The sequence below is a fragment of the Rhizobium sp. N731 genome, assembly GCF_001664145.1.
GTDB classification, from domain to species: domain Bacteria; phylum Pseudomonadota; class Alphaproteobacteria; order Rhizobiales; family Rhizobiaceae; genus Rhizobium; species Rhizobium esperanzae.
Genome location: NZ_CP013601.1, coordinates 3,729,367 through 3,750,903, shown reverse-complemented (window position 1 = coordinate 3,750,903; position 21,537 = coordinate 3,729,367). Strand labels below are relative to the sequence as shown.

Sequence of the window (21,537 nt, the reverse complement as noted above, 5' to 3'; positions counted from 1 at the left end):
AGTCAAATATCCAGCTTGTCGATCATCGGCTGAGTGATCAGGCAGATGCCGCTTTCCGTCCGTCGGAAGCGCTTGGTGTCGAGCTCGGGATCCTCGCCGACCACAAGACCCTCCGGAATGACGACGCCATGGTCGATCACCACGTTCTTGAGCTGGGCGCGCCGTCCGATCTTCACATTCGGCAGGATGACCGCTCCCTCCAGCTTGGAAAAGGAATTGGCCCTGACGCCGGTGAAGAGCAGGCTCTTGTTGAGGCTGGCGCCTGAGATGATGCAGTCGCCCGAGACGACGGAGGACGTCGCCGATCCGCGGCGGTCGTCGTCGTCATGGACGAATTTCGCCGGCGGGGTGATCTCGGCATAGGTCCAGATCGGCCAGGACTTATCGTAGATATCGAGTTCCGGGACGATGGCCGTCAGGTCGATATTGGCCTGCCAGTAGGCGTCGATCGTGCCGACGTCGCGCCAGTAGGGCTCGTGCTCGAAATCGGAACGGACGCAGGATTTGGCGAAGCGGTGGGCGACCGCCTTTCCGTTTTTGACGATATAGGGGATGATATCCTTGCCGAAATCGCGGCTCGAGGTCGGGTCGGCGGCGTCGCGGCGCAGCGCATCGAGCAGGAACTTGGTGTGGAAGACGTAGATGCCCATCGAGGCGAGCGCGAAATCCGGCTTGTCGGGAATGCCGGGCGGATCGGCCGGCTTTTCGATGAAAGCGAAGATCTCATCCTTTTCGTTGACATGCATGACGCCGAAGCCGGTTGCTTCCATGCGCGGCACTTCCAGGCAGCCGATCGTCACGTCCGCGCCGGAATCGACATGCTGCTGGAGCATGTATTCATAGTCCATCTTGTAAACATGGTCGCCGGCGAGAATGACCATGTACTCGACGCCGTAATCCTCGATAATATCGATGTTCTGATAAACGGCGTCGGCAGTGCCTTCATACCACTGCGTTTCGGAAACGCGCTGCGAGGCAGGCAGGATGTCGAAACTTTCGTTTCTTTCCGGGCGGAAGAAGTTCCAGCCGCGTTGCATGTGACGGATCAGCGAATGCGCCTTGTACTGCGTCGCAACGCCGATGCGGCGAATGCCTGAATTCAGCGCGTTCGACAGGGCGAAATCGATGATGCGGGCCTTGCCGCCGAAATAAACAGCGGGCTTGGCGCGTCGGTCGGTGAGTTCCTTGAGACGGCTCCCCCTGCCGCCCGCCAGAACATAGGCCATTGCATCGCGGGCAAGTGGCTGAATACGCTTCTCTACCATTTTCTCCTCCCACCAGTCTTAATTTTCAGGTTCAAGCATGATTGTCGCCAAGGGCGGCAGCGTGATCGAGCAGGTGATATTGCCGCCGGCATCGACGGCCTGCACGCGCCCGCCATTGCCCTTGCCGCTGCCGCCATAGATGTCGGCATCGGTATTCAGAATCTCGCGCCAGCGGCCTGCGGAAGGCAGGCGTAACAAGTAGTTCTCGCGGTAGACGGGCGTAAAGTTGGTGATGACGACGATCGGCTTCTGGCCCGGCGCCTTGCGCTGCCAGGCGAAGACGGAATTCTCGCCGTCGTCGGCAATCAGCCATTCGAAGCCTTCGCCCTCGCAGTCACGCTCATGCAGGGCGGGTTTGCTGCGATAGGTGAAGTTGAGGTCGCGCACCAGGCGCCGCATGCCCTCGTGCATACGGTATTGCAGCAGGTTCCAGTCGAGCGACCGATCCTCGCTCCATTCGCTCCACTGGGCGAATTCCTGGCCCATGAACAACAGCTTCTTGCCGGGATAGCCCCACATATAAGCGTAATAGGCGCGCAGATTGGCGAACTTCTGCCAGTCGTCGCCCGGCATCTTGGCGATCAGCGAGCCCTTTCCGTGGACGACCTCGTCGTGCGACAGCGGCAGGACGAAATTTTCCGAATAGGCGTAGAGGAGACCGAAGGTGAGCTCATTATGGTGGTGCTTGCGGTGCACCGGGTCGCGCTTCATGTAGCTCAGCGTGTCGTGCATGAAGCCCATGTTCCATTTGAAGCCGAAGCCGAGGCCGCCTTCATGCACGGGTTGCGAGACTTTCGGCCAGGAGGTCGATTCCTCGGCAATGGTCATGACGTTGGAATGCTGGCCGTAGATGCGGATGTTGAGGTCCTGCAGAAAGCGGACGGCTTCGAGATTCTCGTTGCCGCCATATTCGTTCGGGATCCATTCGCCATGCTTGCGGGAATAATCGAGATAGAGCATCGAGGCGACGGCATCGACGCGCAGGCCGTCAAGATGGAACTTCTCGGCCCAATAGAGGGCGTTGTTGACCAGATAGGAAACCACTTCAGTGCGGCCGAAATTATAGATTGCCGTGTTCCAGTCCGGATGGAAGCCCTTGCGCGGGTCTTCGTGCTCGTAGAGCGCCGTGCCGTCAAACCAGCCGAGGCCGTGTTCGTCGGTGGGGAAATGTGCCGGCACCCAGTCGAGAATGACGCCAATACCGACCTTGTGGCAGCCGTTGACGAAACGGGCGAAGCCTTCCGGCTCGCCGAAGCGGGCGGTCGGCGCGTAAAGGCCGGTCGTCTGATAGCCCCAGGAAGGGTCGTAGGGATGCTCTGTGATCGGCAGGAATTCGATATGAGTGAAACCCATGTCGACGCAGTAGGGGATGAGACTGGAGGCGAGCTCGTCCCAGGACAGCATGGTGCCGTCCTGCCGGCGCTGCCAGGAGCCGGCATGCACCTCATAGATCGAGATCGGCTGACGGCGCTTGTCGGTTTCGCGCCAGTGCTTCAGATGGGCCTCGTCCTCCCAGACCTGCTCCAGTTCGGCAGCGGCGATCGAGGCGGTCTTGGGTCTGAGCTCGCTGCGGCGGGCGAAGGGATCGGCCTTCAGCGGCAGCAACACGCCGTCGTGGCCGCGAATCTCGAACTTGTAGGCGACGCCGAGCGGCACATCGGGAGCGAAGATTTCCCAGATGCCGCTGTCGGCGCGGAAGCGCATGACATGGCGGCGGCCGTCCCAGCCGTTGAAATCGCCAACCACGGAGACGCGCTGGGCGTTCGGCGCCCAGACCGCGAAGTGGATGCCCTGCGCGCCGTCATGCTTGATGAGATGGGCGCCCATCTTGTCGAACAGGCGCAGATGCGAACCTTCGCGGGCGAAATAATCGTCCATCGGCCCGAGCACCGGCCCGAAGCTGTAGGGGTCGGTGACCGCCCATTCGGCGTCGCCGCGCCGGGCGCGGTAACGCACCGGCTGCAGTTTGGCGAGTGAAACCGGCCCGGCGAAGAGGCCATCGGCGTGGAGTTGGTTCAATTCGCCGACAATCCCGCCATCGAGGGTCATGGCGGTCACTTCCTCCGCACCCGGGATGAAGCACCGGGCAACGAAAGCCTCGCCGGCCTGGTGCACACCTAGGACGGCAAAGGGATTGGAATGCGAGCCGGCAAGGATCGCCGTGATTTCATCTGCCGAAATTTCCCAGGAAAGCTTTACTTCAGGGACGGTTTTCGGCGTTTTCATCCGGCTCTCCAGATTTCGTCTGCATATTGCCTGATCGTGCGATCGGAGGAGAACCAGCCCATCCGTGCCGTATTGTTGATCGTCTTCGTGTACCAGGCGGACTGGTTGGTCCAGATCTGATCGACGTCGCGCTGGGCCTGGGCATAAGCGTCGAAATCGGCGGCGACCATGAACCAGTCATGCGAATAGATCCCGTCGATCAGCGCCGTGTAGCGATTGCGGTCGTCGGGCGAGAAGACGCCGGAGCCGATGGCTGAAAGCGCCTGGGAGAGTTCGCGGGACCCTTCGATAATAGCGCGTGGATTGTGGCCGTCGCTGCGGACTTTGGCGACCTCATCAGCTCTGAGGCCGAAGATGACGATGTTATCTTCGCCGACATTGTCGCGCATTTCGACATTGGCGCCGTCGAGCGTGCCGATCGTCAGTGCGCCATTGAGACCGAACTTCATGTTGCCGGTGCCGGATGCTTCCATGCCGGCGGTCGAGATCTGCTCGGAAAGGTCGGCCGCCGGAACCATGACTTCGGCGAGCGAGACATTGTAGTTGGGCACGAAGACGACCTTCAGCAGCCCGCGCACCGCCGGATCGTTGTTGATCGTGCGGGCGACGTCATTGATCAGCTTGATGATCAGCTTGGCATTGTAATAGCTCGGCGCCGCCTTGCCGGCGAAGAGTTTCACGCGCGGCACCCAGTCCAGCTCCGGATGCGAGCGGATCTGGTCGTAGAGGGCGACGGCTTCGATGATGTTCAGAAGCTGGCGCTTGTATTCGTGGATGCGCTTGATCTGGATGTCGAACATCGCCGACGGGTCGAGCTTCACGCCCATGCGGCTGGCGACGAGATTGGAAAGCGCTACCTTGTTGGCCCGCTTCACCGCCGCGAACTTCTGCTGGAAGGTCGGATCGGAAGCATGTGCCTCGAGCGGGCGAAGCTTTTCGGCATCATCGAGGAACGCATCGCCGATCGCCTCGCGGATCAGACCGGTGAGGCCGGGATTGCACTGCTGCAGCCAGCGGCGCGGCGTGATGCCGTTGGTCTTGTTGTTGATGCGGTCGGGATAGAGCTTGTGCAGGTCGGCAAAGACCGTGACCTTCATCAGGTCGGTGTGCAGCGCCGAGACGCCGTTGATCGAGTGCGAACCGATGAAGGCGAGATTGCCCATGCGCACGCGGCGGTCGCCGCTTTCCTCGATCAGCGAGATCGAGCGGATTTCGCTGTCGGAGAAGTTCTTACCCTTGCGGGCTTCGAGCAGGATCTTGGCATTGATCGCGTAGACGATCTGCATGTGGCGCGGCAGCAGGCGCTCGAACAGCGGAACCGGCCAGCTTTCCAATGCTTCCGGCAGAAGCGTGTGGTTGGTGTAGGAAAAGGTGCGGCGGGTGATATCCCAGGCTTGGTCGAAATCCATGCCGTGCACGTCGCAGAGCAGACGCACCAGTTCAGCGACCGAGACGGCCGGATGGGTGTCGTTCAGCTGAATGGCCACCTTGTCCGGCAGCGAGGTAAAGTCGTCATATTGCTGCAGGTGGCGGCGCAGAATGTCCTGCAGCGAGGCCGACGAGAAGAAGAATTCCTGGCGTAGCCGCAATTCCTGACCGGCAGGGGTTGCATCGGCAGGATAGAGGACGCGGGTCAGGCTTTCGGCCTTGTTGCTTTCGCGCAGCGCGCCGATGTGGTCACCGGCGTTGAAGGCATCGAGCAGGATCGGATCGATCGGCTGCGCCGACCAGAGGCGCAGCGTGTTGACGCGTTTTCCCCGCCAGCCGACCACCGGCGTGTCGAAGGCGGCAGCGATGACGCGCTCGGCCGGCTTCCAGACGTAGCGCGGCTGGTCGTCATGGGTGGTGATGAATTCGACGGCGCCGCCGAAACCGATTTCATAGGCGCTCTCGCGGCGCTCGAATTCCCAAGGGTTGCCGTGGGCGAGCCAATTTTCCGGCAGTTCCACCTGCCAGCCGTCGGCCATCTGCTGACGGAAGAGGCCGTGGACGTAGCGGATGCCATAGCCATAGGCCGGAACATCGACCGTCGCCATGCTTTCCATGAAACAGGCGGCGAGACGCCCGAGGCCGCCATTGCCGAGCGCGGCGTCCGGCTCCAGGCCGGCGATGACGTTGACGTCGACGCCGAGGGAGCTAAGAGCATCGCGCACCTCTTCCATCAGGCCGAGGTTCGAGACGGCATCGCGCATCAGGCGGCCGATCAGGAACTCGAGAGATAGATAATAGACGCGCTTGGCTCCGGTCGCATAGACCTCACGGGTGGAGGCCATCCACTTGTCGATGATGCGGTCGCGCACCACCAGGATCGTCGCCGTCAGCCAGTCATGCGGCTTTGCCACCTTGGCGTCCTTACCGATGCGGTAGGTCAGGCGTTCGATGATTTCTTCAGCGAGAATTTCCGGCCTTGAGCTGCGGGGAGCGGGAGAGGGGATAACCGGCTTGGAAACGGTATTCATGGTCAGATCTCGCCAATTTTAATTTGGTATCAGGGTGTTATGCCCGATTTAATCGATTTGTCGCCTGCGCTTGCGACAGTTTATGCATCGTTAGGAAGCACTTGCAACAAAGGATTTGGACAAACGAAAAATTTGCGAAACCTTCATATTCACATTGACCGGGAGGATTGATTTCAATCGCCTTTCCCGATCTGAAGGCCGGCAGCAACAGCGAAAAGCCGCGCCGGTTTGTTCCGGCGCGGCTTTTCCTTTGCCCTTTGTCGCGGCTGTTGCTCAGTTCGTCAGACGTGTCAACTGAGCGGAGGCCTTCGCACCGATCGCCTGAAAGGCGGCAAGGAGGTCTTCCATTTTTTCAGCCTGGAAATAATGGGAGTCGTCGGAGGCGCAATAATGCAGCAGCGCCTGCCCGCCTGCGGGTGCCATAAAGGCAATCGTATAGATTTCGATGCCTTTCGCTTTCGCGTCGTCGCATGTCTTCTTCGTTGCAGTGTCGTAGGAACGGCCGCCGCTGCTATCATTGTTGTTGTCGCCGTCCGTCATGAAGACGATGTACTTCTTGGGCACTTGCCCGGTTTTTTGCTGATGGGCGGCGTTTTCGACGTCATTCCCGGCAGCGTTCTTAGCTGTCAGAGACAAATAGGCCGTGTTCATTGCGCCGCTGGAGTTCGTGCCGCCTCCTGACTGAAGCGCGTTGACGTAGTTTGAGGCAGCGGCGGTCCCCCAGGCGAGACTGCTGGCGGGGTATTCAACGATATCGTAGGATACCGCGCCTGTGCGTACATATTCGGCATTGGGATCCGCGCTATTGAGCTGACCGAAGAGATTGCCGGCGGCGAGCTTCAGCGCTTCTATCTTTGTGTAGTAACGCGTACGCGTGCCGGTGCAGGTGTCGTAGACTGTCCTGCCGCCATTGTTCAGATGAGGATTGCACTTGTAGGTGAAGGATTCCGTCGTGACAGTGGTGGTCGGATCTCCCATCGACCCCGATTTGTCGAGGGCGAGGAACATGGAGATCGAGCCTTGGGTCTCTGAATGACCACCGACCGTCGTGCCGGTGGTCGAGAGATGCTGCGTGCTGAAGCCGACTGCCTGCATGAGCGGATTGACCGTGAGGTCGTAACTCGGCGAAACCGTTACTTGGTAGGATGTCGATTTGCCCGATGTCGTTGTTTGGACATTCACGCTCGTCGTGCTCTTGATGTCGGTACCGCTCTGCAGATAATTCGCCATCTGCCCGGCGACGAAATTCCGGGCGAAGGCTTCGGCCTCAGAGGTTTGGATCGTGCCATTCGCCAGTGCGGTGGCGGTCGCAAGCGCCGCCGAATCGGCTGCTTCCTGCAATTGCTGTTTCGAGAGCAGCATATCACCGACCTGGATCGCCATGCCGGCAGCGCCGAGAAGAACCGGCGCCAAAATCGCCGTCATGATACCGAAATTACCGCCTCGATCGCTGAACATGCGACGCAGGCAGGGACGCAAAAACGAGGTGCTCATCATGTTCACCCAACTGGAAACCCTGTGAGGTGATTTACGCACGCTGCCTCTTTACGCAGTCCTTACTGCGTCAATAGAATTTTAACGAATCGGCTAATTTTTCCAGTTTTGGGATTATTTCAGCGGGATGACATCGACCGCCTGAACGGCGCGCTGGCCGCCATAGCTTTTCAATACGCCGATGACGGGGACGACATCGGAATAGTCCCGTCCATAGGCGACGACGATATGGTCCATACCGGCGGGAATGTTGTTGGTCGGGTCGAGCTCGATCCAGCCGATCGTCTCGCCGCACCAGACCCGCACCCAGGCATGCATGGCGTCTGCCCCTTCCAGACGTTCCTTGCCGGGGGGCGGAATGGTGCGCAGGAAACCGGAGACGTAGCCGGCCGGAATGCCGAGGCTTCTGAGCGCCAGGATCATGATGTGGGTGAAATCCTGGCAGACGCCGTGTTTCAGCCTGAACGCCTCGAGCGGGGTCGTGTCCACTGTCGTCGCGTCGGAATCGTAGGTGAAATCCTTATGGATGCGGGCGCAGAGCGCATGAGCGATCTGCATGGCTGTCAGCTGGGGCGTGACGCAGCTTCGTGCATAATCGCCAATCTCGCGCGCCTGCGTCAGGCGCGGGCTGTCGCCGAGAAAGTGATGCGGCGAATCCGGCGCCAGCGACCAGACGTCTGATATTTCTTCCGGCAGGTCGGCAAGCAGCGGAGAGAAATCGGCGGCGATCGGCTGGCTTTCGACCTGCACACGGGCCTGCATGCGAATGTCGAGCGTCTCGTGCGGCGTCCGCAGCATGAAAGAGGTGGCGGGATGTTGAAAGAAATCGACGAAATGCGACTGCTCGTCCGGTGTCGGCGAGACGGTGATCGAGCCGGCGACCAGGCGTTGGCGGTTGCTCAGCGACAGCGGCATCAGTCGCATGATATGGCGAGCGCCGGAGGCCGGCACGTCGTAGCTGTAACTCATGCGGAGCGAGAGATCGTAAAGCACGCCGTCACCCGAGATAGGTCTGGGCGAGCAGATCGGAAAGCTGCTCCAATTCGCGTTCGAGCCGCTGGTAGACCTCGACTCCCATGCCCTCCGGCGTCATCACCGCCAGACCGGAATGAAGCCGCATCGCCTCCCGGTAGAAGGGCGACATCTGCCCATTGATCAGGGCGTTCGGCAATTGCTCGACCTCATGGTGGATCTCGTTCACCTGGAAGAGGACCGAGCGAGGATTGAGGGGATCGAGCGCCAACAGGTCGGTGACGGTCAGCCGCGCGGTATTGACGTTGTAGCGGCGACGGTGGGTCATGACGCTGTCGCCGATCTCGAGCAGCATGTCGAGCGCGCCGTCGGGCGCTTCCGGGCCGGACATGTGGCCGAGCAGGCGCGTCATGTGCAGGCCACGCTCGATATAGCGACCGAGCGAGAGGAAGCGCCAGCCCATGAAGCGGTACATGTTTTCGTGCACGAGGCCGGCAAAGCCCGCCAGCTTGCGCAGGAGGATCGTCATCGCATGGCTGGCGTCATCGCCGGCCGTGACGGTGGTGTGAAACCGCCGGGCGGTCTTGGCGAGATCGTTGAGGGCGAGCCAACCATCGGGCGAGAAGCGGTCGCGGATGTTGCTGGCCGAATAGACGGCGCTGTCGATGTTGCGCAGGAGCCTCTCGGGCACGGGCTCGGCGGTATCGATATCGACGGCCGCGAGATAGGCTGAGACATCGGCGAGCAGCGGCTGGCTCGGATCGGCAGCTTCGGCAAAACGCGCATGCCAGGCGCGCAGGATGCGCAACGCTCCTTCGGCGCGTTCGATGTAGCGGCCGAGCCAGAACAGATTGTCGGCCGCCCGGCTCGGCAGGCTGCCCGGCATGTTGCGGGTGAAGCTGCCTTCCGCCGGCAGCAGGGTGTGACGCTCGACCGGCTTGTCGCTGACGATCCAGACGTCGGCGGCCGCTCCGCCGGACTGCATGGCGATCGCCGAGACGTCGGCGCCGGAGCCGATGCGGGCAAAACCGCCGGGCATGATCTGCCAGCCGTTTGCCGTGCGGGCGGCGAAGACACGCAGCGACATCGGCCGCGGCACGAGCTTGCCGTTCACCCAGGCGGGCGTCGTCGATAGCGTGACGACCTCCTGTCCCACAAGTTTCGGGCCGTCCGAGTTCAGCCAGTCGGCAATGGAGTCCTTGGCGGTCGCCCGCAGCGACGAGCCGAGGACAGATTCGCCGTTGTCATCGAAGAAGGGGGCGCGGGAATAGGCCGGGCCGATCACCATTTTCTCGATATTCTTGGCGACCTGCTCGCGCTCTTCCTTCTGGCCGCACCACCAGGTGGCGATCGACGGCAGTTTCAGATCCTGCCCGAGCAGATGCCGGCAGATGGTCGGCATGAAGGCCAGAAGCGCCCGGGTTTCGAGAATGCCGGTGCCGAGCGCATTGACGATGGTGACGCTTTCGGCGCGCAGCGCCTCCACCAGACCAGGCGTGCCGATATGCGAATTCTGGTTCAGCTCCAGCGGGTCGGCAAAGGCCGAATCGAGGCGGCGCCAGAGCACGCCGATCGGCTTCAGGCCAGCGACGGTGCGCACCATGACGCGGCCCTTGACGACGGCGAGATCCTCACCCTCGAGCAGCATGAAGCCGAGATAGCGGGCGATGTAGGCGTGTTCGTAATAGGTCTCGTTGGCGGGACCTGGCGTGAGGACGGCGATGCGGTCGTCGCCCGAATGTTTCATGTCCTGCAGCGCATCGCGGAAGGCGCCGAAGAAGGAGGCGAGGCGGTGGACGGGCGTTTCGGCGTAGATATCCGAGAAGGCTCGTGTCGTCGCGACGCGGTTTTCAAGCGCAAAGCCGGCGCCGGAGGGAGCCTGGGTGCGGTCTGCCAGCACCCACCAATTGCCGTCAGGCCCGCGGCCGATCTCGAAGGCGCAGAAGTGAAGATAGTGGCCGGATGCCGGCCGGATGCCGGCCAGCGGGCGCTGAAATTCGGGATTGGCGGCGATCAGCGCCGGCGGCAGGAATCCTTCCTCCACCAGCCGGTTCTCGCCGTAGATATCGGCAATGATCGCCTCCAGCAGGTCGGCGCGCTGGACGAGGCCTGCCGACAGCGCCTGCCATTCGCGCTCATCGATCAACACCGGGATATGCGAGATCGGCCAGGCGCGTTCGCCGGTACCCTTGCTGCCATAGGCACGGTAGAAGACGCCGGCGTCTCTGAGGTACCGGTCGGCGCGGGCGAAGCGCTCCGCGAGATCCTTTTCCGGCATTGCGCCGAGATGCGAGAGGAAACGCTGCCAGACGGGGCGGACCCCGCCTTTATTGTCCACCATTTCGTCGGCGGTGCCGGGAAGCGGCGCATAGCCGAAGGCCGCATCCTTGCCGATGCTGCTCTCCGCCTCTTCCCTGCGCTCCACTGCCGGTCTCTTACCCATCAAACCCCAACTTCAACCCTCGGCCTCTAGCCCCGGTCCTCAAATGCCGGCGGGCCGCCTCAGATCCAGCGTCAGCGGGAATTCCGGCGAACCCGTCTCGGCGCGCGGGATAAAACCGCCCGCCGTATGCCCCCACGGCTCGAAGCGGGCGAGCCGCCTTGCTTCCGCCTCGTTGCCGTTGACCGGGAAGGTGTCATAGGTCCGGCCGCCCGGATGGGCAACATGATAGATGCAGCCGCCAATCGAACGTTTCGACCATGTATCATAAATATCAAAAGTCAAAGGTGTGTTGACCGGCAACACCGGATGCAAGCCAGAGGCCGGTTGCCATGCCTTGTAGCGGACGCCGGCGACCGATACGCCCGACGTGCCGGTCGGCGTCAGCGGCAGGACGCGGCCGTTGCAGGTGACGGTGTAGCGCGCGGTATTGCTTGTTTCGAAGCGTAGCTGCAGGCGTTCGACGGACGAATCGACATAGCGCACCGTGCCGCCGATCGCGCCTTGCTCACCCATGACGTGCCAGGGTTCCAGCGCCTGGCGCAGTTCCAGCTTCGATCCTTCATATTCGACCTCGCCGCAGAAGGGGAAGCGGAATTCGAGCTGGGCTTTGAACCATTCAGGGCTGAGATCGAAGCCGTTTTCGCGCAAGTCCGCCAGCACATCGAGGAAGTCGGCCCAGACATAATGCGGCAGCATGAAGCGGTCGTGCAGCGAGGTTCCCCAGCGCACGAACTTGCCGTCGGCCGGGTTCATCCAGAAGCGGGCGATCAGCGCACGCACCAGCAGCTGCTGGGCCAGCGACATGCGGGCATTCGGCGGCATCTCGAAGCCCCGGAATTCCACGAGACCGAGGCGACCTGTCGGGCCATCGGGCGAGAAGAGCTTGTCGATGCAGATTTCGGCGCGGTGGGTATTGCCGGTCACGTCGATCAGCAGGTTGCGGAACAGGCGATCTACGAGCCAGGGCAGCGGCGGTTGGCCGCGGCCGGGCGCGGGGATCTGCGCCAGTGCGATTTCCAGCTCGTAGAGGCTGTCGTGACGGGCCTCATCGATGCGCGGCGCCTGGCTGGTTGGGCCGATGAACAGGCCGGAGAAGAGGTAGGACAGCGACGGATGGCGTTGCCAGTGCAGCACCAGGCTCTTCAGAAGGTCGGGGCGGCGCAGGAAAGGACTGTTGTTGGGGTTGCTGCCGCCGACGACGACATGGTTGCCGCCGCCGGTGCCGGTGTGGCGGCCGTCGATCATGAACTTGTCGGCGCCGAGACGGCTCTGGCGAGCCTCCTCGTAGATGGCAGTGGTGATGTCGACCGTCTCTTTCCATGTCGAGGACGGATGAATGTTGACCTCGATGACGCCGGGATCCGGGGCGACGCGGATGACGTTGATGCGCTCGTCCTGCGGCGGCGGATAGCCTTCGATGTGAACGGCGAGGCCGAGGGCGGCTGCCGCTCGTTCGGTGGAGGCAATGAGATCGAGATAATCTTCGAGCGTTTCTGTGGGCGGCATGAAGACGCAGAGGCGGCCGTCGCGCGGCTCGACGGAAAGCGCGGTGCGGACGTGGCCGCCGATCTCGTTCAACGATTGGGGTGCCGCCGGCTGCTGGTCGGTGAAGGGCTGGAAGTGCGCGGCTTGCAGCGGACGCCCGCTATCCTCGTCGAAATCCGGCAGTTCCGGGCGTTGCACAAACGGATCCAGCGGGTTGATATAGGGATATTGCGAGGGCGGGATATAGGCGAGCGAATTGAGCGGCAGACGATAGCCTACGGGACTGTCGCCCGGCACGAGGAAGATGCGGCCGCGCCGCGTCGACCACTTCTCGCTCGTCCATGTGCGGCCGCTGGCCCGCGCGTTCCAGGCCTGAACAGGCAGGACATAACCGGTCGCGCGGGTCAGTCCGCGATCGAAGACACGGGCGATACGGCTGCGCTCCTCGGCGTCCTTGAGCTTGGAATTCGCCGGATCGACATTCTCCGGCAGGTTCGCTTCCTTGGTGAGCCATTCGGCGGGATCCTCGAAGGCCGGCGCGATATATTCGGGGGAAACATCCAGCTCGCCGGCAATCGCCGTCAGCAGCCGGCCGGCGTCATCCTCCGTGACCTCATAATTGCGGCCCTCGGTGGCGACGAGATTGTCATCGGACCAGATCGGCAAGCCATCCTTGCGCCAGTAGAGCGAGAAGGTCCAGCGTGGCAGGCTTTCGCCCGGATACCATTTGCCCTGGCCGTAATGCAGGAAACCGTTCGGGGCGAAGCGGGTCCGAAGCCGGCGGATGAGCGCGTCCGCCTTTTCGCGCTTGGTCGGGCCGACGGCCTCGGTGTTCCATTCGGCGGATTGAAAATCGTCGATCGAGACGAAGGTCGGCTCGCCGCCCATGGTGAGGCGCACATCCTCGGCTTCGAGGATGCGATCGACCTTCTCGCCGAGTTCGTTGAGTTCGTTCCAGCTGTCATCGGAGAAGGGCTTGGTGATGCGCGGATGCTCGGCAACGCGCGAGACCTTCATATCGAAGGCGAATTCGGTTTCGGCCTCGCCGAAATAACCGCCGGAAATCGGAGCGGCGTTGCGATAGTGCGGCGTTGCTGCAAGCGGGATATGGCTTTCGCCGGTCAGAAGGCCGGAGGTCGGATCGAGGCCAACCCAGCCGGCACCGGGCAGATAGACCTCGGCCCAGGCATGCAGGTCGGTGAAATCGACTTCGGTCCCGGAGGGGCCGTCGAGCGCCTTCAGGTCAGGCGTCAGCTGGATGAGGTAGCCGGAGACGAAGCGGGCGGCAAGGCCGAGGTGGCGCAGGATCTGGACGAGCAGCCAGCTGGTGTCGCGGCAGGAGCCTTTGGCGTTTTCCAGCGTCTCTTCCGGCGTCTGCACACCGGCTTCCATGCGGATGACATAGCCGATCTGCCGCTGCAGGCGGGCATTCAGGCCGACGACCATATCGATCGTCGGCTGGCCCGGCGACCAATCGAGCGTCGGCAGCAGCGCCTTGAGACGCGGGCCGGCCGGCTCCGGCGTCATGTAGATCGACAGATCCTCCCGGATGGTTTCAGGATAATCGAACGGCCACTTGGTCGCCTCCTCCTCGACGAAGAAATCGAAGGGATTATAGACCGTCATGTCGGCGACGAGGTCGACCTCAATCTTAAATTCCGTCACCGGGTCCGGGAAGACGAAGCGGGCGAGGTAATTGCCGTAAGGGTCCTGCTGCAGATTGACGAAGTGGTTGGAGGGGGTGACCTTCAACGAGTGGCTGAGCACCCGCGTCTTCGAATGCGAGGCCGGTTTCAACCGGATGATCTGTGGGCCGAGCCGGACCGGTTTGTCATAGGTATAGTGCGTCAGGTGATAGATGCTGGCTTTGATCGACATATTTCTCTTTTTTATCCGGCGCGCATCATTGTGCGGCTTGCTGTTCCCGAAGCCAGTGTGTGCAATGCAGCGAAAGAAAGCAAGGGCGGAAGGCCGAGGACCCGGCGGCTTTTACGCCGCCTTGGTGAAGGTGACCCCCGCCTTCAGGCCCTTGCCGCCCGCGCCTGGCTCCAGCGTCAAGACGGCGTTGAAAAGATTGGCGATTTCTTCGACGATCGGCAGGCCGAGGCCAGCGCCGGGCGCGCCGGAATCATTGCCGCGCGAAAAGCGCCTGCGGACTGCCTCCAGCTTCTCGCTGGGAATACCGGGACCATTGTCCTCGACTTCGAGGCGAACCGTGTCGGCGGCTGCGATGATGCGGACGGTGACCTCAGCCCCCTTGCCGGCATAGGCGATGGCGTTGCCGGCGAGGTTGCGCAGCATCTCCCCGATCAGCAGGGGCTCGGCGCGGATCATGGCCGGGCTTTCGCCCTCGAAGCCGAGATCGATCCCGGCGACGGCGGCCGCCGGGATCTGCTCGCCGGTGATTTCCTGAGCGATTGCCGCAAGGTCGATGGCGGAGGCGGTCAGCGCCTCCTTGGCCGTGGCGGCGTCGATCTTCGCCATCAGGAGAAGCTGGGCAAGGATGCGTTCGGCGTGCGCCACGGCCTGGTCTCCCTTCAGCGCTGCCGCCTGGGCTTCATCAAGCGTGCCGGCGCGGGCCGAAAGGGCGAGCTGGGTACGGATGATCGCTAGCGGCGTGCGTAGCTGATGGCTGGCATTGCCGGTGAAATTGCGCAGCGCATCGAGGGCCGACTGCAGGCGGACCATGAAAGAGTTCACCGTATCGACTAGCGGCTCGACCTCGCTCGGCACGGTTTGTTCGATCGGATGCAGATCGTCAGGACTGCGTTCGCCGATGGCGTCGCCGAGCTTGTAGAGCGGGCGGAGCGCCACCGTGACCGATATCCAGACGATGACCGCCGCGCCCAGGATCATGAAGGCGAGACGCAGCGCCGAACGCACGAGAATCGCCTGCGTCAATTGCCGGCGGGCGATGGTGGTTTCGGCGACCGTCACGACGAAGGGCACGGAGCGGATGCCGGTCGAAGCCGAACGCTCGAGGGTGGCGATGCGGATCGGCTCGCCGCGAAAGCTGTCGTCGGCAAAGGCCGCGGCATTGCCGGGCGTCTTCTTCAGGACCGGCAGGGATTGATAGCCGGTGATGAATTGGCCGGGAGGACCGTCAACACGGTAGAAGACCCGGTCCTGCGCCGCCGAGGTCAGCATTTCAAGGGCGACATAGGGAATGTCGACCTGCAATGTCCCGTCTTCGGCGACGACGACGCGTTCGGCAATTGCCAGAGCAGAGCCGGCGAGCACGCGGTCGGAGACGATATTCGACGTCTGGACCGCCTCACGATAGGTATCGGCGAGTGCCACCGTGCCGATGACGGCGGTCGAGATGAGCAGCCAGAAGAGCAGCCGGCGCCTGAGGGAGTAGGCGACTTTCATGAGGCCTCGGGCAGCTTGTCGAGATAGTAGCCGATGCCGCGGGCAGTCTTGACCGTCAGGCCGTACGGCGAGAGGCGCTTTCTCAGCCGGCTGACATATTGCTCGATCGCGTTTGCGGAAATGTCGTCGTCAAAGGCCGTCAGCGACTGGATGATCGCCTCCTTGGCCACGACCTTGCCAGCCCGCATGAAGAGGATTTCGAGCAAGCCGAGTTCGCGGGCGGGAATATCAAGCGGGGTGTCGCCCGATGAAAAGGTGCGGGAATTGAGGTCGAAAGAAATGCCGCCGAAACCGACGGTCGCCGAACGCAGCCCGGCCTGGCGGCGCAGCAGCACGCGTACGCGGGCCTCGAACTCGGCGATATCGAAGGGTTTGATCAGATAATCGTCGGCGCCGAGATCGAGACCCTTCACCCGTTCTTCCGGCGTGCCGCGCGCCGTCAGGATCAGGACGGCTGCCTGGTTCTGCCGGGCGCGCATGGCGCGCAGCACGTCGAGCCCGTCCATCTCGGGCAGGTTGAGGTCGAGAATGACAAGATCGAAGTTTTCGGCGGCGATCACTGCATTGGCGGATGCGCCGTCATGGACGACGTCGACGGCATGGCCCGTGCCGCGCAAGATCGCCGACAGGCCGTCGGCCAGCGCGATATTGTCTTCTGTGAGCAGGATGCGCACGGATGTTCCCTCTGTTTTCAAAGGAGATTACAGAGGTGGCGGAGCGATGTCATAGCGATTTTCAAAATTCGGTGAATGGCCGAGAACGGGATTTCAGCTCCCGGTCCTCTCGATCCGCTCACGTTCCGTCATTGCGGTCGCCAACAATTTCCGGAAGCGAGGATCGTCGCGGATGTTGTCGAGGTCGGAATCATTGTTGAACCATTTGATGTGATAGACGGAGCTGTGCGGCAGCAGCTTCTCGAGCAGGTCGATTGCTCGGTCGGTATCGCCGAGGACGGAATAGACGCAGGCAAGATTATACTGGGCGACGATGTCGTCGGGATCGATGGCAATCGCGCGGGCGGCCCAGTCGCGTGCCCGCGTTGCATCGCCGAGATGGGCAAGCGCCAGCGCGCCGCGATGGGCCGGTCCGGAGTTTTCGGGATTGAGGTTCAGCGCACGTTCGGCGCGCAGCAGGCCGAGTCGCGCCCAGTTTTCCGTATCCACCGGACGGCCGAGCGAGCGGTAGGCCGACATCAGATGGATCGGCGAGACGTAGTCGTCAGGGCGGATTTCGGCGGCGCGGGTGAAATATTGAACGGATTCGGCAAAGTTGCCGCGCATGAAGAAGAACCGGGCGTAATGGAAATTCGCCTCGAAGAGGTTCGGGTCGAGCGTGAGGGCACGTTCGAAGGCGGCCGCCGCCCGATCATCGAGGCCGCTTTGATGCAGCGCCAAGCCATGCGAGGCATGAGCTTCGGGAAGATCGGGATCGAGCTGAAGCGCCCGGGCGCTCATGTCGAGGATGCGCCTCAGCGGCACATCGTCAGGCGCCCAGTCGCGGATCGCAGCGTCGCAATCGGCGATGCCGGCATAGGCCCGGGCATAATCAGGGTCGAGTTCCACCGCCTTGCAGAACATGCGCCTTGCGAGCTGCAGGTAGGATTTCGTCCAACTGTGGGAGAGCTGGCGGCCCCTGAGATAATAGGTGTAGGCCTCGACATTGGCCGTCGGTTCGTTGGCGATCGCCTTCTTCTCCTCCGGCAGCAGGCGCACCTTCAGCTGGCTGACGATCGCCTGTGTGATCTCGTCCTGAATCGCAAAGATGTCAGTGAGATCGCGGTCGTAACGCTCGGCCCAGAGATGGTCGCCATTGGCAGTGTCGATCAGCTGGCCGGAGATGCGTACGCGCTTGTCGAAGATGCGCACGCTTCCTTCGAGCACATAACGCACTCCGAGTTCCTGGGCGAGGCGCTTCAACTTCACCGATATGCCCTTGTAGGTAAAGATGGTGTTGCGCGGCACGACGTGCAGGCTCGAGATCTTCGAGAGATCGGTGATGATATCTTCGGTGATGCCGTCGGAAAAATAATCCTGATCGGCGTCGCCGCTCATATTTGTGAAGGGCAGCACGGCAATGAAGCAGGTATTGCGGTTCTGTGCCACCAGTCGGGTGGATGAGGGCGGCGCCAAGGTGACGGTGTAGACGTGAACGGGCTGCCTGATATTCTTCAGCATGTGCTCGCCGATGAATTCGAAGCCGAGATTGAGGCGCGAGCCGACCTGGTCGCGCACGGAGGCCGACACGGCGATGCCGCCCGGTGCTGCGATACGCTCGAGCCTTGCGGCAAGATTGACGCCGTCACCGAATATGTCGCCGTTCTCGACGACGACATCGCCTAGATTGATGCCGATGCGGAATTCAACGCGCTCGTCCTTCGGCACGTTCTCGTTGCGGGCGGACATGCTGCGCTGTATTTCGGCGGCGCAGGCGACGGCATTCACCACGCTCTGGAATTCGGCAAGGATGCCATCGCCGGTGAGTTTGACGATCCGGCCCTTGTAGTCCGAAATACGAACGTCAACCAGCTCGCAGCGATGACGGTTCAGCGCCTGCAAGGTGCCTGACTCATCAATGCCCATCAATCGGCTGTAGCCGACGACATCCGCAGCGAGAATAGCGCTCAGTCGTCGTTCCATGACCCCTCCCATGGGTCTTCCCAGAATAGTCTAGCTTTTTTAGAGTTTTTTGTCGCGTATAGTCGTCTCCCGAAGAAGTAAATTCGGGCGGCTTCGACGTTTTGACGCGGCAGCGCACCCTATATCGTCTCCAATCTTCATCAATACTCAAAACGGGTGAAGGATGACGGGGAATCATAATCATTTATGGTCAAAGGGGTGTCGGACCGACACGTTGGCTGCTGCGGTTCCGTCGCAATACTGGCGACGCTCGCTGCAGGTCCGATCACGCCCTTGCTCCTCTCTGTATGCTCAGGCATTGTTGCTGCATGAGGAGAATTTTCATCTTGCTGCTGGCATTCTGGCCGGGTTGCGTGCTCGCCGACCAAGCCTTCTATCCGGCGAAGTCGGGCAATACAGCCGCACCGGTGCTGACGGTCTATTCTTCGCTCGACGAGCCCTTGGCACAGCCGATGATCCGGGGGTTCCAGGAGGCCAATCCTGATGTCGCGGTCAGATATGAGGATATGCTGACCGGTGAAATCTACGACCGGATCGTCAGGGAAACGGATGCCGGCGGCAAAACGGCGGATTTTGCCTTTTCCTCGGCGATGGACCTGCAGGTGAAGCTTTCCAACGACGGCTATGCGCAGATCAGCAACCTGCCGATGAGTGCTGCCTGGCCGAAATGGGCGAATTGGCGCAATACCGCCTATGCGCTGACCTTCGAACCGGCGGTGTTCGTCTATCACAAGCCGAGCTTCGCGCACGAGCCGGTGCCGAGCTCGCGGGCGGAACTCGTCGACTATCTGAAGCGTAAGGGCAATGCGGTCTATGGCCGGATCAGCACTTACGATATCGAGCGCTCCGGTGTCGGCTTTCTCTTCATGGCGCGCGACCAGGAGCAATTCGGCGACATCTGGTCGGTGATCGGCGCGATGGGCGCGGCCGGCGTCAAACTTTACTCGACGAGCTCTGCGATCCTCGAACGCGTGGCCGACGGGCGCTTCGTGCTCGGCTATAATATTCTCGGTTCCTACGCCGCTGACTGGGCTTCGCGGTACCCCGATGTCGGCATCGTGCTGCCGAAGGACTATACGGTGGTGATGTCGCGCATCGGGCTGGTGCCGCAGGCTGCGGCCGAGCCGGAACTCGGGCGCCGCTACCTTGCCTTTTTCATGTCGAAGGTGGGCCAGACAATCATGGCGCGCGAGCTGCAGATCCCGGCCGTCAGCCCAGAGGTGGCGGGGGAAAACACTGCCAATACGCTGCAGGAGCTGCTCGGCGCCCAACTTCGACCGGTGCCGGTCAGTCCCGGGCTGATGGTCTATCTCGACCAGGTAAAGCGTGCGCGGCTGATCGCGCACTGGAACGAGGTTCTGCGGGCGCAGTGAAGAAGGCCAGCTTTCGGCCGGTTCATGATCTCAAGATCTGTTACACCTCGGCGGGCTGCTGGCCCAATTACGGCAAAAAAGTGGCTTCTCCTTCTGGATATCTTGCCGATGTCAGCTAGATGACAGGTTGTTGTGGTGGCTTTGGCTACTTCTTCTCCGTGGAGGCGGAGAATTGAAGCCTTGGGAGGCATTCCGCTCGTCATTCAGGACAACTGCGTCCGCTGGCCGGCCACCCTCCCGATTCACTCGAGAATAATAGGCGGTTCGCTCAGCCGCCCACGGAGGACACATCGTGAAGCATACGTTCATCGCAACCATTCTCGCAGCCGCCATCGCGCTGCCGGCCTATGCGGCCGACTACACCATCATCGCGCCGGCCGCTCCCGGCGGCGGCTGGGACCAGACGGCCCGTTCGCTGCAGGCCGCGCTGCAGCAGGAGAAGATCGCCGGCAACGTGCAGGTCCAGAACGTTCCCGGCGCCGGCGGCACCATCGGCCTTGCGCAGTTCAGCAGCCAGGCTGCCGGCAATCCGAATTCACTGATCGTCGGCGGCTACGTCATGGTCGGCGCCATCCTCACCAACAAGTCGCCGGTGACGCTGAAGGACGTGACGCCGATCGCCCGTCTGACCGGCGAATATGAGGCCGTTGTCGTTCCCGCCTCGTCCGATATCAAGACGATGGCCGATCTGGTCGCGGCGCTGAAGAAGGATCCGGGTTCGGTTTCCTGGGGCGGCGGCTCGGCCGGCGGCACAGACCACATCACCGCAGGCCTGATCGCCAAGGCTTCCGGGGTCGACCCGACGAAGATCAACTACGTCGCCTTCTCCGGCGGCGGTGAAGCGCTGGCCGCCATTCTCGGCAACCAGGTCACAGCAGGCATTTCGAGCTACAGCGAGTTCGAATCGCAGGTAAAGGCAGGCATGCTCCGTCTCCTCGCCGTCTCCAGCGACAAGCGTATCGACGGCGTCGATGCCCCGACGCTGAAGGAAGCCGGCACCGACGTCAGCATCCAGAACTGGCGCATGGTCGCCGCAGCCCCCGGCCTGTCGGACGACGAGGTCGCCAAGATCACCGCCGATTTCGAGAAGCTGCACAGCTCCGCCACCTGGCAGGAGACCCTGAAGACCAAGGGCTGGGCCGACACCTATCTGTCCGGCGATGCCTTCAAGGCGCAGCTCGAAAAGGACGTCTCCGCCACCGAGGGCATTCTTAAAGAGATCGGACTTGTTCAATGAGCGAGGATAACACCTCCTCGGCAACCGAGCGCCGCCCTGATCGGGCGGCGTTCATCATTGCCGTTTTCCTCTTCGTCATCGCGGGTGTGATGGCCTGGGATGCAACGCATCTGAAAACGATCGCACAGTATGCCCGCATCGGTCCGGCAACCGTGCCGGAGGTGGTGGCGTTCGGGCTTTTCTGTCTTGGCGTCTGGACGGTCGCCGAAGCCTGGCGCGGCGAGTTTCCGGAACGCGATCGGCAGGAAGTGGCGCCGGTCATCTGGATCGTTGCCGGCCTTGTCGGACAGATGCTGCTTCTGCGCCTTGCCGGCTTCTCGATCGCCACCGGTGTGCTGTTTGCATTCACGGCACGCGGCTTCGGCAAACGCAAGCTCTGGATCTCGCTGCCGTTCGGCATCGTCTTCAGCTTCGTCGTCTGGGCGATCTTCTCGCAGCTGCTGCAGCTGACGCTGCCGGCCGGCCCGCTCGAACGCCTGTTCTTCTGACAGCGCGCGGGACGCGCTGTCAGCTCTTTTGATTTTTCGCGGCGACCGATTGCGAAGGCACGGACGGGAACGCCGCCTGGGACACCA

General features: G+C 62.1%; 13 protein-coding genes. 3 read left to right on the top strand and 10 right to left on the bottom strand.

Annotated elements, in window-relative coordinates; all coding sequences use genetic code 11:
* Positions 1–2: 2 nt before the first annotated feature.
* The 10 genes from glgC to AMK02_RS18170 form a co-directional block, all read right to left on the bottom strand.
* Positions 3–1,265 (bottom strand): glucose-1-phosphate adenylyltransferase, encoded by a 1,263-nt coding sequence (gene glgC / locus AMK02_RS18215; protein WP_064804961.1) that lies wholly within the window; start codon positions 1,263–1,265, stop codon positions 3–5.
* A gap of 18 nt (positions 1,266–1,283) precedes the next feature.
* On the bottom strand, positions 1,284–3,491 hold the full coding sequence (gene glgB / locus AMK02_RS18210) for a 1,4-alpha-glucan branching protein GlgB (protein WP_064804960.1): 2,208 nt from the start codon (positions 3,489–3,491) through the stop codon (positions 1,284–1,286).
* On the bottom strand, positions 3,488–5,950 hold the full coding sequence (locus AMK02_RS18205; protein ID WP_064804959.1) for a glycogen/starch/alpha-glucan phosphorylase: 2,463 nt from the start codon (positions 5,948–5,950) through the stop codon (positions 3,488–3,490). The genes glgB and AMK02_RS18205 overlap by 4 nt, the downstream gene beginning before the upstream one ends.
* Before the next feature lie 273 nt (positions 5,951–6,223).
* Complete coding sequence (locus AMK02_RS18200) at positions 6,224–7,444, bottom strand: TadE/TadG family type IV pilus assembly protein (RefSeq protein ID WP_064804957.1); 1,221 nt, start codon at positions 7,442–7,444, stop codon at positions 6,224–6,226.
* Positions 7,445–7,558: 114 nt separating this feature from the next.
* Positions 7,559–8,437 carry a transglutaminase family protein gene (locus AMK02_RS18195; protein ID WP_064804955.1) on the bottom strand — a complete coding sequence of 293 codons (879 nt, stop codon included), beginning with the start codon at positions 8,435–8,437 and terminating at the stop codon, positions 7,559–7,561.
* A 4-nt stretch (positions 8,438–8,441) separates the two neighbouring features.
* A complete protein-coding gene (locus AMK02_RS18190; protein ID WP_064804953.1) occupies positions 8,442–10,859 on the bottom strand; it encodes a circularly permuted type 2 ATP-grasp protein in 2,418 nt (805 codons plus the stop codon).
* Between the two features lie 39 nt (positions 10,860–10,898).
* Positions 10,899–14,222, bottom strand: coding sequence for a transglutaminase family protein (locus AMK02_RS18185; RefSeq protein WP_064804952.1), 3,324 nt, complete (start codon positions 14,220–14,222; stop codon positions 10,899–10,901).
* Positions 14,223–14,333: 111 nt separating this feature from the next.
* The gene (locus AMK02_RS18180; protein ID WP_064804950.1) at positions 14,334–15,716 is read right to left on the bottom strand and encodes a sensor histidine kinase; all 1,383 of its coding nucleotides are present in this window, start codon (positions 15,714–15,716) and stop codon (positions 14,334–14,336) included.
* Positions 15,713–16,390 carry a response regulator gene (locus AMK02_RS18175; protein ID WP_064694315.1) on the bottom strand — a complete coding sequence of 226 codons (678 nt, stop codon included), beginning with the start codon at positions 16,388–16,390 and terminating at the stop codon, positions 15,713–15,715. The genes AMK02_RS18180 and AMK02_RS18175 overlap by 4 nt, the downstream gene beginning before the upstream one ends.
* Before the next feature lie 93 nt (positions 16,391–16,483).
* Positions 16,484–18,352: an adenylate/guanylate cyclase domain-containing protein gene (locus AMK02_RS18170; protein ID WP_064804948.1), complete on the bottom strand. Its 1,869-nt coding sequence runs from the start codon at positions 18,350–18,352 to the stop codon at positions 16,484–16,486.
* A 326-nt stretch (positions 18,353–18,678) separates the two neighbouring features.
* Here AMK02_RS18170 and AMK02_RS18165 point away from each other — a divergent pair, with 326 nt between their 5' ends.
* The 3 genes from AMK02_RS18165 to AMK02_RS18155 all read left to right on the top strand — a co-directional run bounded on the left by AMK02_RS18165 (position 18,679) and on the right by AMK02_RS18155 (position 21,450).
* The gene (locus AMK02_RS18165; RefSeq protein ID WP_064804947.1) at positions 18,679–19,725 is read left to right on the top strand and encodes an ABC transporter substrate-binding protein; all 1,047 of its coding nucleotides are present in this window, start codon (positions 18,679–18,681) and stop codon (positions 19,723–19,725) included.
* A 292-nt stretch (positions 19,726–20,017) separates the two neighbouring features.
* Positions 20,018–20,962, top strand: a complete 945-nt coding sequence (locus tag AMK02_RS18160) for a Bug family tripartite tricarboxylate transporter substrate binding protein (protein ID WP_064804945.1) — start codon at positions 20,018–20,020, stop codon at positions 20,960–20,962.
* Positions 20,959–21,450 carry a tripartite tricarboxylate transporter TctB family protein gene (locus tag AMK02_RS18155; protein ID WP_064804943.1) on the top strand — a complete coding sequence of 164 codons (492 nt, stop codon included), beginning with the start codon at positions 20,959–20,961 and terminating at the stop codon, positions 21,448–21,450. Before AMK02_RS18160 ends, AMK02_RS18155 begins: the two co-directional genes overlap by 4 nt.
* The last annotated feature ends 87 nt before the right edge of the window (positions 21,451–21,537 follow it).

Excerpts from the sequence above, each read along its gene's own strand:
- AMK02_RS18170 (WP_064804948.1), bottom strand. The coding sequence starts at position 18,352 with ATGGAACGACGACTGAGCGCTATTCTCGCTGCGGATGTCGTCGGCTAC.
- AMK02_RS18185 (WP_064804952.1), bottom strand. The coding sequence starts at position 14,222 with ATGTCGATCAAAGCCAGCATCTATCACCTGACGCACTATACCTATGAC.
- glgB (WP_064804960.1), bottom strand. The coding sequence starts at position 3,491 with ATGAAAACGCCGAAAACCGTCCCTGAAGTAAAGCTTTCCTGGGAAATT.
- AMK02_RS18190 (WP_064804953.1), bottom strand. The coding sequence starts at position 10,859 with ATGGGTAAGAGACCGGCAGTGGAGCGCAGGGAAGAGGCGGAGAGCAGC.
- glgC (WP_064804961.1), bottom strand. The coding sequence starts at position 1,265 with ATGGTAGAGAAGCGTATTCAGCCACTTGCCCGCGATGCAATGGCCTAT.
- AMK02_RS18200 (WP_064804957.1), bottom strand. The coding sequence starts at position 7,444 with ATGAGCACCTCGTTTTTGCGTCCCTGCCTGCGTCGCATGTTCAGCGAT.
- AMK02_RS18205 (WP_064804959.1), bottom strand. The coding sequence starts at position 5,950 with ATGAATACCGTTTCCAAGCCGGTTATCCCCTCTCCCGCTCCCCGCAGC.
- AMK02_RS18180 (WP_064804950.1), bottom strand. The coding sequence starts at position 15,716 with ATGAAAGTCGCCTACTCCCTCAGGCGCCGGCTGCTCTTCTGGCTGCTC.
- AMK02_RS18155 (WP_064804943.1), top strand. The coding sequence starts at position 20,959 with ATGAGCGAGGATAACACCTCCTCGGCAACCGAGCGCCGCCCTGATCGG.